Source organism: Duganella sp. FT27W, assembly GCF_009295655.1.
Lineage (GTDB): Bacteria > Pseudomonadota > Gammaproteobacteria > Burkholderiales > Burkholderiaceae_D > Rugamonas > Rugamonas zoogloeoides.
This window is the reverse complement of record NZ_WHIV01000005.1, coordinates 364,956-379,781: the sequence shown is the minus strand read 5'-3', so window position 1 is coordinate 379,781 and position 14,826 is coordinate 364,956. Positions and strand designations below refer to the sequence as shown.

Annotated in this window: 15 protein-coding genes, 1 tRNA gene and 1 pseudogene; 10 read left to right on the top strand and 7 right to left on the bottom strand. The window is 62.0% G+C overall.

Annotated elements, in window-relative coordinates:
• Complete coding sequence (locus F8197_RS28670) at positions 1 to 141, top strand: hypothetical protein (protein WP_193333549.1); 141 nt, start codon at positions 1 to 3, stop codon at positions 139 to 141.
• On the opposite strand, the gene proB is transcribed toward F8197_RS28670, so the two are convergent.
• The 4 genes from proB to rplU all read right to left on the bottom strand — a co-directional run bounded on the left by proB (position 142) and on the right by rplU (position 3,329).
• Positions 142 to 1,260: a glutamate 5-kinase gene (gene proB / locus F8197_RS23710; RefSeq protein WP_152884044.1), complete on the bottom strand. Its 1,119-nt coding sequence runs from the start codon at positions 1,258 to 1,260 to the stop codon at positions 142 to 144.
• Between the two features lie 235 nt (positions 1,261 to 1,495).
• A complete protein-coding gene (obgE, locus tag F8197_RS23705) occupies positions 1,496 to 2,605 on the bottom strand; it encodes a GTPase ObgE (protein ID WP_019921558.1) in 1,110 nt (369 codons plus the stop codon).
• A gap of 112 nt (positions 2,606 to 2,717) precedes the next feature.
• Positions 2,718 to 2,978 (bottom strand): 50S ribosomal protein L27, encoded by a 261-nt coding sequence (rpmA, locus tag F8197_RS23700; RefSeq protein WP_019921557.1) that lies wholly within the window; start codon positions 2,976 to 2,978, stop codon positions 2,718 to 2,720.
• Positions 2,979 to 3,017: 39 nt separating this feature from the next.
• Positions 3,018 to 3,329: a 50S ribosomal protein L21 gene (gene rplU, locus F8197_RS23695; RefSeq protein ID WP_026637237.1), complete on the bottom strand. Its 312-nt coding sequence runs from the start codon at positions 3,327 to 3,329 to the stop codon at positions 3,018 to 3,020.
• Positions 3,330 to 3,569: 240 nt separating this feature from the next.
• On the opposite strand from rplU, the gene ispB reads away from it, so the two are divergent.
• Entirely contained in the window at positions 3,570 to 4,580 is a 1,011-nt protein-coding gene (gene ispB / locus F8197_RS23690) for an octaprenyl diphosphate synthase (RefSeq protein WP_193333548.1), read from the top strand.
• A 29-nt stretch (positions 4,581 to 4,609) separates the two neighbouring features.
• Here the strand turns inward: ispB and arsC are convergent, their stop codons facing one another.
• Positions 4,610 to 4,957, bottom strand: a complete 348-nt coding sequence (gene arsC, locus F8197_RS23685; RefSeq protein ID WP_056137522.1) for an arsenate reductase (glutaredoxin) — start codon at positions 4,955 to 4,957, stop codon at positions 4,610 to 4,612.
• Positions 4,958 to 4,994: 37 nt separating this feature from the next.
• A complete protein-coding gene (locus F8197_RS23680) occupies positions 4,995 to 7,322 on the bottom strand; it encodes a TonB-dependent receptor (protein ID WP_152884042.1) in 2,328 nt (775 codons plus the stop codon).
• A 310-nt stretch (positions 7,323 to 7,632) separates the two neighbouring features.
• On the opposite strand from F8197_RS23680, the gene F8197_RS23675 reads away from it, so the two are divergent.
• From F8197_RS23675 to F8197_RS23660, 3 genes and pseudogenes are all read left to right on the top strand, one after another.
• Positions 7,633 to 8,877 (top strand): Fic family protein, encoded by a 1,245-nt coding sequence (locus F8197_RS23675; RefSeq protein WP_227012385.1) that lies wholly within the window; start codon positions 7,633 to 7,635, stop codon positions 8,875 to 8,877.
• 80 nt (positions 8,878 to 8,957) lie between these two features.
• A tRNA-Pro gene (locus F8197_RS23670) sits at positions 8,958 to 9,034 on the top strand.
• Positions 9,035 to 9,141: 107 nt separating this feature from the next.
• Positions 9,142 to 9,424, top strand: a pseudogene (locus F8197_RS23660) (helix-turn-helix domain-containing protein).
• Between the two features lie 151 nt (positions 9,425 to 9,575).
• On the opposite strand, the gene F8197_RS23655 reads toward F8197_RS23660, so the two are convergent.
• Entirely contained in the window at positions 9,576 to 10,358 is a 783-nt protein-coding gene (locus tag F8197_RS23655) for an IclR family transcriptional regulator C-terminal domain-containing protein (RefSeq protein WP_152884041.1), read from the bottom strand.
• Positions 10,359 to 10,515: 157 nt separating this feature from the next.
• Between F8197_RS23655 and F8197_RS23650 the strand changes: the two genes are divergently transcribed.
• The 5 genes from F8197_RS23650 to F8197_RS23630 are packed head-to-tail and all read left to right on the top strand — an operon-like array spanning position 10,516 to position 14,824.
• Complete coding sequence (locus F8197_RS23650) at positions 10,516 to 11,451, top strand: 4-hydroxyphenylpyruvate dioxygenase (RefSeq protein ID WP_152884039.1); 936 nt, start codon at positions 10,516 to 10,518, stop codon at positions 11,449 to 11,451.
• Positions 11,448 to 12,293, top strand: coding sequence for a shikimate dehydrogenase (locus F8197_RS23645; protein WP_056137527.1), 846 nt, complete (start codon positions 11,448 to 11,450; stop codon positions 12,291 to 12,293). The genes F8197_RS23650 and F8197_RS23645 overlap by 4 nt, the downstream gene beginning before the upstream one ends.
• Entirely contained in the window at positions 12,290 to 13,177 is an 888-nt protein-coding gene (locus F8197_RS23640; protein ID WP_152884037.1) for a sugar phosphate isomerase/epimerase, read from the top strand. Before F8197_RS23645 ends, F8197_RS23640 begins: the two co-directional genes overlap by 4 nt.
• Positions 13,174 to 13,650 (top strand): type II 3-dehydroquinate dehydratase, encoded by a 477-nt coding sequence (aroQ, locus tag F8197_RS23635; RefSeq protein ID WP_152884035.1) that lies wholly within the window; start codon positions 13,174 to 13,176, stop codon positions 13,648 to 13,650. Before F8197_RS23640 ends, aroQ begins: the two co-directional genes overlap by 4 nt.
• Positions 13,651 to 13,690: 40 nt before the next feature.
• Entirely contained in the window at positions 13,691 to 14,824 is a 1,134-nt protein-coding gene (locus F8197_RS23630) for a porin (protein ID WP_152884033.1), read from the top strand.
• The last annotated feature ends 2 nt before the right edge of the window (positions 14,825 to 14,826 follow it).

The following is a 14,826-nucleotide window of genomic DNA, read 5'->3' as shown; positions in this document are numbered from 1 at the left end:
ATGTACGCATTCCTGTTACGCCACCTGCCAGCGCCGCTGGTCCACGCGCTCTACACGCTATGGTACGGCGGCTTGCTGTTGCTGCTGTGGCTCAAGTGGCCGGCCGCGCTGGGCATAGGGTTCCGCTACGGCCAGCTGTGATTACACCAGCACCAGGTTATCGCGGTGCACCAGCTCCTTGCCCTCGAGGTAGCCGAGGATGGCCTCGATCTCGCTCGACGGTTTACGCATGATGCGCCGGGTCTCGGCGCTGGTGTAGTTCGACAGCCCGCGCGCCACCGGCACACCAAGCTGGTCCACGCACGTGATCACGGCGCCGCGCCCGAACTCCCCTTTTACTTCGATCACGCCGATCGGCAACAGCGACTTGCCCTCTGCCGTCAGTTTTTGTACCGCGCCGGCGTCAAGCACGACCTGTCCTGCCGTATGCAGGTGGTCGGCCATCCATTGCTTGCGCGCGGTGAGATGGCCGGTTTGCGCGGCCAGCTCGGTGCCGATCGCTTCGCCGGCAGCCAGGCGTTCCAGGACGTTTTCTTCGCGGCCGTAGGCGATCACCGTGTGGGCGCCCGACTTGGCGGCGCGCTTGGCGGCCAGGATCTTGGTCAGCATGCCGCCGCGCCCCAGGCTGCTGCCGGCGCCGCCGGCCATCGCTTCAAGCGTCAGGTCGCCGGCGCGGCCATGCGCGATCAATACGGCGGCGGGGTCCTTGCGCGGATCGGCGCTATATAAACCCTTTTGGTCGGTAAGGATGATCAGCGCGTCGGCTTCGATCAGGTTGGCCACCAGCGCACCGAGGGTGTCGTTGTCGCCGAACTTGATTTCGTCGGTAACTACCGTGTCGTTCTCGTTGATGATCGGCACGATCCCCAAGCGCAGCAAGGTGGTCAGCGTGGAGCGGGCGTTCAGGTAGCGTTCGCGGTCGGCCAGGTCGGCGTGGGTAAGCAGCACCTGCGCCGTGCCCAGCGCGTGAGCGCGGAAGCTGGTTTCGTAGATTTGCGCCAGGCCCATCTGGCCAACGGCGGCGCAGGCCTGCAATTCGTGGATGTCGTGCGGACGGCGCTCGAAGCCAAGGCGCAACATGCCCTCTGCGATCGCGCCGGACGAGACCAGCACCACCTGCTTGCCAAGTGCGCGCAGGGCGGCGATCTGCGCGGCCCAGCGGGCAATCGCTGCGTGGTCGAGGCCGCGGCCGTCGTTGGTGACCAGCGACGAGCCGACCTTGATGATGATGCGTTGGGCTTTTTGTATAACGGAATTCATGGGTGCGACACTACTCCAGACAAGCGAAAGAAATGACTGTGCTGTGATTGTGCTTGGCTAGGACGGATGGCCCTGCTTGCCGCAGAGGGTCGCAGGCCTTGTGGTAACAAAGGACGGCGGGCATCATCAGCTGATTACGATTATGCCGCTGAAAAACAAAAGGCATAACCAGTTCAACCTGATTATGCCTTTGATACCAAATTCCGTCGAGGACTGGTGCAGTCCCGTTGGGAAATCAGTCGAGAATCTTGAAACGCGGATCGTCCGGATCGATCGACGAAATGCCGCGTGCTTCTTCGGTCATCTGGGTTTCTTCGCTACGCTGCTCGGTGTGACGCACTTGTTCCAGGTGCATCTGGATGGCGTTGACCAGCTCTTGCGTACCGTCGCGGCTCAGCGCCGAGATCTCGAACACCGGCCCCTTGAAGCCGAACTTCTTGATGAAGTCCTTTACGCGCTTGACGCGCTCCGCCTCCGGCACCATGTCGAGCTTGTTGAGCACCAGCCAGCGTGGCTTGTCCACCAGCGCTTCGTCGTACTTTTTCAGTTCGTTGACCAGGGCCTTGGCTTCCTTGACGGGATCGACATTGGTCTCGAACGGCGCCAGATCGACGATGTGCAACAGCAGACCGGTGCGCTGCAAGTGGCGCAGGAACTGGTGGCCGAGGCCCGCGCCTTCGGCGGCGCCTTCGATCAGGCCTGGAATGTCGGCGATCACAAAGCTTTTCTCGTGCGATACGCGGACCACGCCCAGGTTCGGGAACAAGGTGGTGAACGGGTAGTCGGCGATCTTCGGACGGGCGTTCGATACGGCCGAAATGAAGGTCGATTTGCCGGCATTCGGCATGCCCAGCAGGCCCACGTCGGCCAGCACTTTCAGCTCGAGGCGGATTTCGCGGCGTTCGCCTTCTTTACCTTCGGTCTTCTGGCGTGGTGCGCGGTTGGTCGAGGTCTTGAAGTGGATGTTGCCCCAGCCGCCCTCGCCGCCCTTGGCCAGCAATTCCATTTGACCGTGTTCGGTCAGGTCGGCCAGGATCTCGCCCGACACGTCGTCGATGATCAGGGTGCCGACCGGCATGCGCATGTGGATATCGTCAGCGCCCTTGCCGTAGCAATCGGCGCCACGGCCCGATTCGCCGTCTTTCGCGCGGTGCACCTTGGAGAAGCGGAAATCGACCAAGGTATTGATGTTACGGTCCGCTACAGCCCAGATCGAGCCACCCTTGCCGCCGTCGCCGCCGTCAGGGCCGCCAAATGGGCGGAATTTTTCACGGCAAAACGAGGCGCAACCATTGCCGCCGTCACCACCGATTACTTCAATTTTTGCTTCGTCGATAAACTTCATGATGTACCGCCATAAAACTAAAAGGCCCTACCATGGGCAGAGCCTTTTCGATTGAAGGCTTGCGCCTTACAAAATCGGATGGTGCGCCCCGCGCATCATCCGTGCAGCGTCATTAGGCTGCTGCTACTACGGTAACGTACTGCTTCGAGCCTGCGCCCTTGACTACGAACTTGACCACGCCATCCACCAGAGCGAACAGGGTGTGGTCTTTGCCGGTGCCAACACCTTCGCCGGCGCGCACTGGCGTGCCGCGTTGACGAATGATGATGCCGCCTGCATTGATCGTTTGACCGCCGTAAACCTTAACGCCCAGGCGTTTTGATTCTGAGTCACGACCATTTCGCGTTGTGCCGCCGCCTTTTTTGTGTGCCATGCTAAAGCTCCTTGAGTACTAGAGTGTGCCGGAACGGGATTAGCCGTTGATCGAGACGATTTGGATTTCGGTGTAATTCTGACGATGGCCTTGATGCTTCTGGTAGTGCTTACGACGACGCATCTTGAAAATCTTCACCTTATCGTGACGACCTTGAGCCACAACAGTAACCAGTACCGTAGCACCTTCAACCAGGGGAGCACCAAACTTGATGCTGTCGCCCGCGCCAACGGCGAGGACTTGGTCAATGGTGATTTCGGAACCAATGTCTGCAGGTATCTGTTCTACTTTAAGTTTTTCGCCAGCGACAACTTTGTATTGTTTGCCACCGGTTTTTATGACCGCGTACATGATTTGAAACCTCTTCATATGTTGAGAAAAATCCGCCAGCGCCTTGCAGCGACGAGTGCTGCTGTCCTGCATGGAAACCGGGGAACCGCAGATTATACATGGGATGGGTTTTCGCGTCAAAAACTATTCACAAACCGGCGGCGGCGTGGTATGTCAGTCAACTTGGCTCCCTATCAAGATGGACAAACCCACCAGCGCCCCCGGTAGCGGGGGCCATGTCGTATAATCTCGGCACCTATAATGTCAACGCACAGGTTCGTCTTGTCTGCCGCTACCCAAACCGCCCCCCAGAACACCATCGCCCACTCGATCGCCGCCGACATGGACGCGGTCAATGCGGTGATCCGCCGCAAGCTGCATTCCGAGGTCAGCCTCGTCAATCAGATTGCCGAATACATCATCAGCGCTGGCGGCAAACGCCTGCGGCCGGTATTGGTATTGCTGGTAGCTAACGCGTATTCCTATAAAGGCACAGCGCACCACGAGCTGGCCGCCGTGGTCGAATTCATTCACACCGCCACCCTGCTGCACGACGACGTGGTCGACGAATCGTCGCTGCGCCGGGGCCGCGCTACCGCCAATGCGCTGTTCGGCAATGCCGCGTCGGTGCTGGTCGGCGACTTCCTGTACTCGCGCGCGTTCCAGATGATGGCCGACCTGGCCAATATGCGCGTGATGCAAATCCTGTCCGAGGCCACCAACGTGATCGCCGAAGGCGAAGTCCTGCAACTGCTGAACATGCACGACCCGGACGTGAGCCAGGAACGCTACCTGCAAGTGATCCGCTCGAAAACCGCCAAGCTGTTCGAGGCCGCCGCCGAACTGGGCGCCCTGATCGCCGGCGCCACCGAGCCGCAGATCGCCGCCGCCGGCGAATACGGCCGCTCGCTGGGCACCGCGTTCCAGCTCATCGACGACGTGCTCGACTACGCTGGCGACGCTGCCGAAATCGGCAAGAACGTCGGCGACGACCTGCGCGAAGGCAAGCCGACGCTGCCGCTGATCTACCTGATGGAAAACGGCACGCCGGAACAGCGCCAGCTGGTGCGCACCTGCATCGAGCAAGGCGACGAGCAGCACTTCGACGCGGTCCTGGCAGCAGTGACCAGCAGCGGCGCGCTCGACTTCACGCGCCGCCAGGCCGAGATCGCTGCCGAGCGGGCGGCCGAAGCGATTGCCGGACTGCCCGAGAGCGAATACAAGGATTCGCTGCTGCAGCTGGCGCATTTCTCCGTCAATCGTACGCACTGATCAAAACGGCGCCGATGGCGCCGTTTTCATTAGAGGATCTCTTGCACCAGCTCCGCCGGCCGGCACAGGCGCACGCCCTTGTCGGTCACCACGAACGGGCGGTTGATGAGAATCGGATGGGCCATCATCGCATCGAGCAACGCCGAATCCGGCAGCGACAAGTCGCCGAGACCCAGTTCGCCGTACAGGTCGCCCTTGTCGCGCATGCCCTGGCGCACGGTCAGGCCGGACTTGGCAATCAAGCTTTCCAGTTCCGCGCGCGTGGGCGGGTTTTTCACATAATCGATAATCTGCGGTTCGACGCCAATGGCGCGGATCGCTTCGAGGGTCTTGCGCGACGTGCCGCAAGCGGTGTTGTGATAGATCGTGATTGCCATGCTGCCGCCCTTGAGTAGTCAAAGGCGGCATTATCGCCTAGAACTTCGTCGCCAGACTCAGACCGACCGCGCGCGGCATCAGGCGATAGCCCTGCACGATCGACGCCACCTGCGGGTGCTGGATCACGGTATCGTTGTCGAAGGCATTCTTGACGAACACGGTGAACGTGTAATTGTCGAAGCTGGTGCCGGCGCTGAAGTCGGCCGTGTGGTAGCCGGGCCGGTCGTAGTCGGTGGACTCGGGATTGAGCGAACCCTTGCTCGCCCCCACCCACTGCACGCCACCCATCACGAACGCGCTCTGGGCGCCGGCCAAGGCGAAGTTGTAGCGTGCGCTGATGGCCGCGTTGTACTTTGGCACGCCCTGGATGCGCGCGCCAGCCACCGCCCCCACCACGCCGTTCTGGCTGCCCACATCGTTGCTCAGTTCGGCCTTCACGTAACCGCCCGATGCACTCAGGGTCAGGCCCGCCATCGGCTTGGCCTTGATGTCGAATTCAAAGCCTTTGGTGGTGGCGTCGCCGGCATTGGCGTTATACGTGTAGGCGCAGGTGGGCAGGTACACGCCCTGCTGGATATTTTTCCACTTCACGTAAAACACGTCGGCGTTGACCGTCAGCCGGTTGCCCATAAAACGTGATTTGCTGCCCACCTCGTAGCTCCACAGGCTGTCGGCCGCGTAGTTGGGCGGGCCTTCGGTCAAGCCATTGAGTTCCAGGTCGGGGCCGCAGGTGGTCGGTGGCACGAAGATATTCGAGCCGCCCAGGCGAAAGCCCTTGGCCACGCTGGTGTACAGGGTATTGGACGGATCGACTTCCCACGTCATTGCATACTTGGGCGTGAACGCGTGCGACGACAGGCTGGCGCCGCTATTGTTGCCGGCGCCAGCCAGGTAGTTGCCGTTGCGCTGGGCAAGCGTCGACTTGGCTTTCAGGTAGCGCGCGCCGACGGTCGCGTGCACGGCGGGGGTAAAGTAATAATTGGCTTCGCCGAAGATCGACGCCTGCTTTTCGCGGTAGTGGAACTGGCCGGCAAACGAATCGTCGTTCGGGAACGAACCGGGCCGCACGTCCGGCAGCAATTCGGGGTCGTAGATATCGAAGCCGAACGCCTTGAAGGTATCGGTGAGGCCGAAGATGGGATCGTTTTCGGCAATGTCAGTGCGCTGGCGCGAGAAATAGGTACCGGCCAGCCAGGTCCATGGCGACACACTGGCATTAGAAGAGTCATAAGGGCGCGACGCGAGACGAAATTCCTGCGACACCTGGCGCACGCGGTTTTGCAGGTACACGGCCGACGGCAAGCCGGCAATCGCCTCGATCAGCGCGGGCGGCGCCTTGCCGCCGTCATCGGTCGAGGTGAGGAAGGTCGAGAGCGAATAGCTGTTGTAGGCCGAACCGTTCTGGGTGCGGTCGAACTTGCGCGAAAAATAGCTGGTGGCCGACGTCAGATCGGCGCCGCCCAGGTCCCAGTTGACGGTGATGCTGGGCGCGAACAGCTTGTCGAGCGACGGCTCGCGCACCTGTTTTTGCGCCTGGTAGTTGGGCCGCTCGAGGTTGAAGGCCGAGATATCCTTGGCATCGAGCCGCTGGTAGTAGAGGGACGGCGTCACGGTCACATCGCGCGTGGCCCGCCACTTGAGCGCCACGCGCAGCTCCTGGTCGCTGATCTGGTTGATGTTATCGGCCTGGACCGCACCATTGCCATCGACCTGGTCGATGAAGCCGCCCGTGTGCTGGGCCTGCACGCCAATGCGCAACGCCAGCTCGTCGGGCACCAGCGGGAAGTTGCCGACGATATTGGCCGACCAGCTGGGGCTGCCGCCTTTGGTATTCGACGCTTCGGTATAGGTGGTGACCTCGCGGTCCTTCAGGTCCGGCTCGTTGGGCACGAACTTGATGGTGCCGCCCATCGAGCTGGCGCCGTACAAGGTCGCCTGCGGGCCGCGCAGCACTTCCACCCGGTCGATATCGAAAAAACGCGGCTCGATATTGCCCATGGTGTACACGTTACCGACCGTGACCGGCGTATCGCCAAGATACACACCGACGGTGGCCGCGCCGGCCGTGGAGCTGATGCCACGGATTTCGATATTCGACGTACCCGGTCCCGCCCCGCCATTGCCGCTGGCAGCGGTGAACGAAATATTGGGCACCACGCGCGTGAGGTCGGTGATATCGCGGATATGCTCTTCCTGCAATTGCTTGCCGGTGACGGCGGAAATACTCATCGCCACCTTGGCCGGATCTTCCTTGCGCTTTTGCGCGGTGACCGTGACTACTTCGATCTGGTCCGGGTTAACTGCCGGCACTTGCGCTTGCGCTGTGCCTGTCAGCGCCAACGCTGCCGAAACCGCACTGAACATGATCGTCCGCCGTGTCTTCATCCGTGTTCCCCAATCGTCAAAAGTGAGCCGGTAGGCGGGGCCAGCGCCCCGAAATGATGCATCTTTTGCCAAACAACAAGCTTAACCATCTTAATCTTTTTACAAAGCAAGATCTTTGCCAACGAGATGGAAAATGTTGTCTATTGACAACGTATGCGCATGGTTATGCGTTGCAACAGCAAAAGCGTGGATCCGTTGCCGAGCCGGTGAAGGGCTACTGATTATCGACGCGAGGTGACCCCGGAATCGAACCGGCAAACAAACCGGCAAAAAAAACCGGCTTTAAATGATGGATTTCTCAGAAAAATCACCTACAATCAAACAGTTACGAATCACCAAAACCGGCAAAGAAAGCGGCAAAATGTACCACTCTCCCCATCAGTTCGAACCCATGTCGTTAAGTGATCGTCAATTGGAAGAAGTGCAGCCATTGGTGGAGCAGATTGTTCGTTCATCAATCAAGTTGACTGCCGCAGCCCACGAAACGACCAGGGCCGGTTTGCGCGAACTTGTTCGTCAAATGAACTCTTACTACAGCAACCGCATTGAAGGCCAAAGTACGCACCCGCATAACATTGAACGGGCCCTGCACAACGATTTTTCCCGCCAACCTGACGAGGCCCGTCTGCAACGCATTGCCATTGCTCATATCGACGCGGAAATAGCGCTGGAACTGCATATCGGTAACGAGTCTGCCCTGACCACGGACTTTTTGATTGAAGCGCATCGGGCGCTGTATGAGCGACTGGACCCCGAGGACCGTATTTCAGACGATGGAGAAGTGATCGTACCCGGTCAAATCAGGACGCGCGACGTGGAGGTGGGACGCCATATACCGCCAACGGCCGCGTCGCTGCCGGCTTTCCTTGAACGCCTCGACCAGGTGTACGGACCCACACGCAGTTGGGAGCGCACCCTGATTACAACCGCATGTGCGCATCACCGGGTGGCATGGGTACATCCTTTCCTCGATGGTAACGGCAGAGCCACCCGGCTGCAAAGCCATTGCGCCCTCTGGAAACTTTCTGAAGGTCTGTGGTCCCCCAATCGCGGCCTTGCGCGATCCACGACCGCTTACTACGCCGCCCTTCAAAACGCCGACTCTGCGCGCCGTGGCGATCTCGATGGCCGTGGCAACCTCAGCGCAGCCGGCTTGTTTGAGTGGGTAAAATATTTTCTTGGCATCTGCCAGGACCAGGTGGCGTATATGTCGTCCATGCTTGCACTGGAGGGTATCAAACAACGCATCGAAGCATTGATCATTTTCCGCTCGACCCAGGACAAGTCCATACGACGCGAAGCGATTCTTCCGCTGGTTCACATCTTTGGGCTGGGCCCCATCACCCGTGGCGAGTTTGCGCAGATGACAGGGTTGGGGGAGCGCAGTGCCCGCTCCCTGTTGTCCAAGCTATTGGCAGACCGGCTGCTGGTCAGCGACACGCCTTATGGCCCTGTGCGCTTCGGCATGCCGCTGAACTCGCTGGGCATGATATTCCCGAATCTTTACCCGGAAGTGGACCAGCTACTGGCCTGATTTTTCTCTTGCAACCCTATCTTGGCATGCACTTCACGCGCTTGAAGGCCACGCCGAAATATGCTGAAATAATGGTACGTCGGGGTGTAGCTTAGCCCGGTAGAGCGCTACGTTCGGGACGTAGAGGCCGGAGGTTCGAATCCTCTCACCCCGACCAAGTCCTACCACTAAAATCCGTTTTCAAAAGAAAACAGCACAGACCAGCAAGCCCGATATCGACCTGGCTGAAAAACGCTACCGTGATTTGAAGAAGGAATTAGGAAAATGAACACTACCCTTTTTGCCAGCGTCTGGGACGCGTATTGAAGATACGCCGGAGGAAGCTGCAAACATGAAGGTTCGTTCGCAATTGATGATGCAGTTGAAAAGCCGCATCACCAAATCCGGGCTGAGCCAGGAAGACGTCGCCAAGCTGCTTGACATCACTCAGCCCCGCGTGTCCGATCTAATGCGCGGCAAGATCAATTTGTTCGGCATCGATGCCTTGGTGAATATGGCGGCCAAGGCAGGCTTGCAAGTCCAACTCCAGCTGCTGGATGCAGCGTAAGCCGAAACAGAGCAGCCAATAGCACTGTCCCGGCCAAGTCGAACCAACATCGCATCGAAGGCCAGGGTACCCATCCGCAAGCTCCGCTGACGCAGGACGCGTTCGTGCCCATGACCGGCCTGGCGAACCGGTTATATCCACACCATTGCACTCAAATCCACAACATCACCGTATTGGCAGTCGCCTGCAACGCCGGCACGCAGCGCCCGGTAGCTTCCGCGCGCGAGCAACTGGCTATGCTCATCGACACCGACAGCGCTCCCACCAGGTCGCCGCGCCGGCTCTTGATCGGTACTGAAATACCGCGCAAGCCCACCTCGTACTGGTTCTCGGTAACGCCAAAGCCCGCTTCGCGGATCGCCATCAGCTCGCGCAGCAGTACGTCCTTGTCGATGACGGTCATGTGGGTGTAGGCCACCAGTTCCACGCGTTCCAGGTAGGCGTGCAAGGCGTCTTCCGGCAATCCCGAGAGCAGCACGCGGCCGGCGGTGGACGTGTAGGCCGGCAGCCGCGTGCCCGGGTCGAAGCCGGCAGTGAGCACGCGCGGCGCGTTGACGCGGCTAACGTACACCACGTCGTCGCCTTCCAGTACCGAGTAGTTGGTGGACTCCTGCAACTGCGTGGTCAGGCGCTGCAGGAACGGCACGATGGCGCGCGGCAGCCGCGCCGAGTCCAGGTAGGAGTGGCCCAGCGACAGTACCTTGGGCGTGAGCCAGAACTGCCGGCCATCGGTTTGCGCCATGCCCACGTGGACCAGCGTGAGCAGGTAGCGGCGCGCCGCGCTGCGCGTGATCTGCACCTTGTCGGCCAGCTCGCTGGCGCTCAGGCGCATCGATTCGTCGCTGAACGCACGAATCACTTCCAACCCCTTGACCAGTCCCTCGATGACGTCGCGCTTGGCGACCACCACGTCCGGCAATGCCTGTCGTCTCATGAAACCCCGCCTGATTGCTCTAATTGCACGAATTTACGATGATTGCGCGATAATCGCGCATCACGGGCGATTATTGCACTATTCGCGATTTTAGGGTCTATTTTTCATCGCGGTCGTTTTCTACACTCGCTGCATAAGTTCTTACAGCGAGGAGATCATGCACACACCGCAAGCCCATCCCGAGCCGACCAATCCACTCGGCATCGACGGCATTGAATTCATCGAATACGCCAGCGCCGAGCCGCTCGCCTTTGGCGCGCTGCTCGAGCAGCTGGGCTTTGTCGCTACCGCCCGCCACCGCTCGCGCGAAGTCACGCTGTACCGCCAGGGCAGCATGAACGTGATCGTCAATGCCGACGCACGCGCCCTGCAGCAATCTGGCACCGAGCCGCGTTCCACCATCGTCAGCGCCATCGCCCTGCGCGTGCGCGATGCCGATGCCGCCTACCGCCACGCGGTCGACCAGGGCGCCTGGCCGATTCCCACCCGCGCCGGCGTGATGGAGTTGAACATCCCCGGCGTCCATGGCCCGGGCGACTCGATCCTGTATTTCGTGGACCGCTTCCGCGACTTTTCGATTTACGACGTCGACTTCAAGCCGATTGCGCCCACGCCCGCCCCTGCTCCTGCTCCTGCTCCTGCTCCTGCTCCTGCTCCTGCTCCTGCTCCTGCTCCTGCTCCGACATTGGCCGGGCTGCACTTTTTCGGCGTGGTGCAAGCCATCGGCGCCGGCCGTGCGCCCGAATGGATCGCCTTCTACCAGCAACTGATGGACTTTCGTGCGCTGCCGGAGGGCCGCTACTTCGGCGTGGTCCCCAAAGGCACGCTGCTGGAAAGCCCGTGCCACCGCTTCTACCTGCAACTGGTGGAGCCGCCGGAAGGCGCGGCCGGCCTGCAATGGGGCGAACAGCTGATCCGCGTGGCCTTCGGTGCGCCCGATGTGCCAGCCGCCGTGCGCGCTCTCCAGCAGCGCGGCATCGTGTTTATCGACCGCGAGCCGGTCCAGGCCAGCGAGAAAGGCGCGCTCACCCAGTTGTACAAAGGCGGCGTCAGTTTCGAGCTGGTGCACAGCCATCTCGAGGAGCAGCCATGATCGACATTTCCGGCACCACGCGCATCTTCCCCGTGATCGGCTGGCCGGTCGAACAGGTGAAGGCCCCAGCGCTGTTCAACGCCTACTTCCAGCGCCACGGCCTCGATGCGCGCGTGATTCCGCTCAAGATCGAGCCGGCATCCTATGCGGCGGCAGTGCGCATGCTGATGTCGTTCGAGAACGTCGGCGGCATCTTCGTCTCGATTCCGCACAAGCCGGCCAGCGTGGGCGCAGTGCAGGTGGCAACGCCGCGCGCCGCGCTGGCCGGTTCCTGCAATGCCATCTACCGCGCTGCCGATGGCGTGCTGACCGGCGACCTGATCGACGGTGAAGGCTTCATCCGCGCGTTCGACCGCCTGTGCGCGGGCCAGGCCCCTGCACCAGCCAGTTCGCGCGCGCTGGTGGTGGGCACCGGCGGCGTCGGTTGCGCGATCGCCTACGCGCTGGCCGAACGCGGCTACGCGGAAGTGGCGATTTGCGACACCCGCCCCGAACCGGCAGCCGCATTGCAAGCCCGCCTGCGCCAGGCCTTTCCCGCCGTGCGCATCGTGATCGGCACGCCGCAAGCGGCCGGCTACGACGTGGTGGTCAACGCCACGCCGCTCGGCATGCACGCCGACGACGCCGTGCCGATCGACCTGCAGGGCGTGTCGCCCGACTGCATCGTGGCCGACTGCGGCATGAAGATCGAGATGACCCGGCTGCTGCGCCAGGCGCAGGAACGCGGCTGCCGCATCCAGAAGGGCAAGGAAATGCTGATCGAACAGGCGCCCTTGTACCTCGAACACTTCGGCTGGCCCGGGGTCTCGTCCGATGCGTTCCGCGCGCTGGAGGCATTATGAATCTCTCCAACTTCGGCATGGACAGCATTACCCTCGCCGGCCCGCTCGAAGCGAAGCTGCGCGCCTCGCAGGCACTGGGTTTTTCGCAAATCATGCTGTGGGCGCGCGACCTGGCGGGCCACCCCGGCGGGCTCGATGAAGCGGTGCGCATCGTGCGCGCCAGCGGCGTGCGGGTGACCGGCATCCAGGTGATGCGCGACTACGAAGGCCTGAGCGGCGCGCTGCACGACTATAAGTTCGACATCGCCCGCGAGCTGCTGCGGGTGTGCCAGGCGGTTGGCGCACCGCTGCTGATGGTGTGCTCCACCACCTCGAGCCACGCCAGCGACGACATCCACCTGGTGGCGCGCCAGCTGGCCAAGCTGGCCACGGCGGCGGTACCGCTGGGCGTGCGGGTGGGCTTCGAGGCATTGTCCTGGGGCCGTCATATCAACCAGTACGAACAATCGTGGCAGGCCGTGGAACTGGCCGACCATGCCAACCTGGGCGTGGTGATCGACTCGTTCCACATGCTGGCCAATCGGGCCGACCTCGATGGCCTGGCCGATATCCCGGCCCACAAGATCGCCATGGTGCAGCTGTCCGACTTCATGTGGCGCGACATCCGCTCGGCCGAAGAACGCCTGGAGACGGCGCGTCACCTGCGCGTGTTCCCCGGCGAAGGCGCCCACTCGGCGGAACTGGCCGACCTGCTGCGCCGCCTCGACCGCGGCGGCTACAGCGGCGACTACAGTTTTGAAGTCTTCAACGACGACTACCTGCAACTGGCGCCGGAAATCGTTGCTGCGCGCGCGCACCGTTCCGCCAAGTGGGTCACCGACCAGGTGCTGCGCCGCAGCCTGGAGGTGCGCCGGCCGGTCCACGGCCAGCCGGTGATGGCATGAAGCAGGCCATCCTGGTCCTGAACGGACCCAACCTCAATCTGCTGGGCCGGCGCGAGCCCGGCGTGTACGGCGCGCACACGCTGGCCGATGTCGAAGGCTTGTGCCGCGACGCCTGCGCGCACCACGGCTATACGCTGGATTTCCGCCAGTCCAACCACGAAGGGGTGCTGATCGACTGGCTGCACCAGGCCGGCGCCGCGCAAGCCAGTGGCGCACTGGCCGGCGTGGTGTTCAACGCCGGCGCGTACACCCACACGTCGGTGGCGCTACACGACGCCATCAAGGGCGCGCAGGTCAGGGTGATCGAGCTGCATATCACCAATGTGCATGCGCGCGAGCCGTTCCGCCATCACTCGTACCTGGCGCCAGCGGCATACGGCGTGATGGCCGGCTTTGGGGTACAGGGCTATGCGCTGGCGATTGCGGCGCTGGCAGCGGGGCCGCCGCCCGCCAACCGCAGCGCCGTGAAATAAAAAAACAAAATTCACACAATAACGACAACGGAGACAAGACATGAAACAGCAGCTATGCCTGGTGGCAGCGCTGGCGGGCGGCGCCATGCCCGCGCCAGCCCTGGCCCAAGGCCAGGGCCAGACCACCCTGTACGGCAATATCGATGAATACGTGGGCTACATCCGCAGCAGCAGCGGCGCCAGCATTATCGGCCTGAACGACGGCGCCATCCTGCGCAGCCGCCTCGGCGTGCGCGGCGGCGAAGACCTCGGCGGCGGCTACCAGTTCAAGTTCACGCTGGAACAGGGCTTTGCCACCGACAGCGGCGTGATGGCCGACAGCAGCCGCCTGTTCGACCGCCAGGCCTGGATCGGCCTGGCCGGCCCGTACGGCGAATGGCGCATCGGCCGCCAGAACACGGAAATCTTCATGGCCGGCGGCGCCATCGACTACACCGAGCGCACCACGTTCGGCTCGCTGTTCAACAGTTTCGGCATCCCTTCGCGCTACGACAACGACCTGTATTACAAGTCGCCACGTCTGCAAGGCGCCCAGCTGACGCTGCACTACGCGCTGCCGGAAAACGCGGGCCGCGTCGACAACGGCCCGGTGGTACAAGCCATGCTGGACTGGCAGGGAACACTGTGGCGGGCCGGCTACGTGGGCCTTGCCGTCCGGCCCGACGGCGCCACCGCCACCGTGCGCAACCGCGTTGTCTATCACAACGTGTACGTCAACTACCAGTACGGCAAGGGCAAGGTGTACCTGGCGCTGGGCCGCAGCAACAACAATACCGCCAGCGCCAACGGCTTGAACACCGCAGCCATCCTCAGCAATATCAGCAGCCCGAACAACTATTTCGCCGGCACCGACCTCAACGCCGCGCGCTACTACAACCTGGCGCAGGTCTCGGCCGACTACCGCCTCGGCCCGCAGTTGCGCGTGGGGGCACTGTACGGCGTGCTGCACGACACTTCGGGCGGCGGCGCCAGCGCGCGCGGCTTTAATTTCGGCGGCTATTACGACCTGTCCCGGCGCACCCAGCTCTACAGCTTCGCCAGCCAGCTCAAGAACGACCCGCGTGCCGGATTCCGTTTCAGCGGCTCGGCCGGACCGTCAGCCAACCTGGCTGGCGCCGACGTCAATGGAAAAAAACTGACCGGTCTGCAGATCGGCATCTTGCACAAGTTCTGATG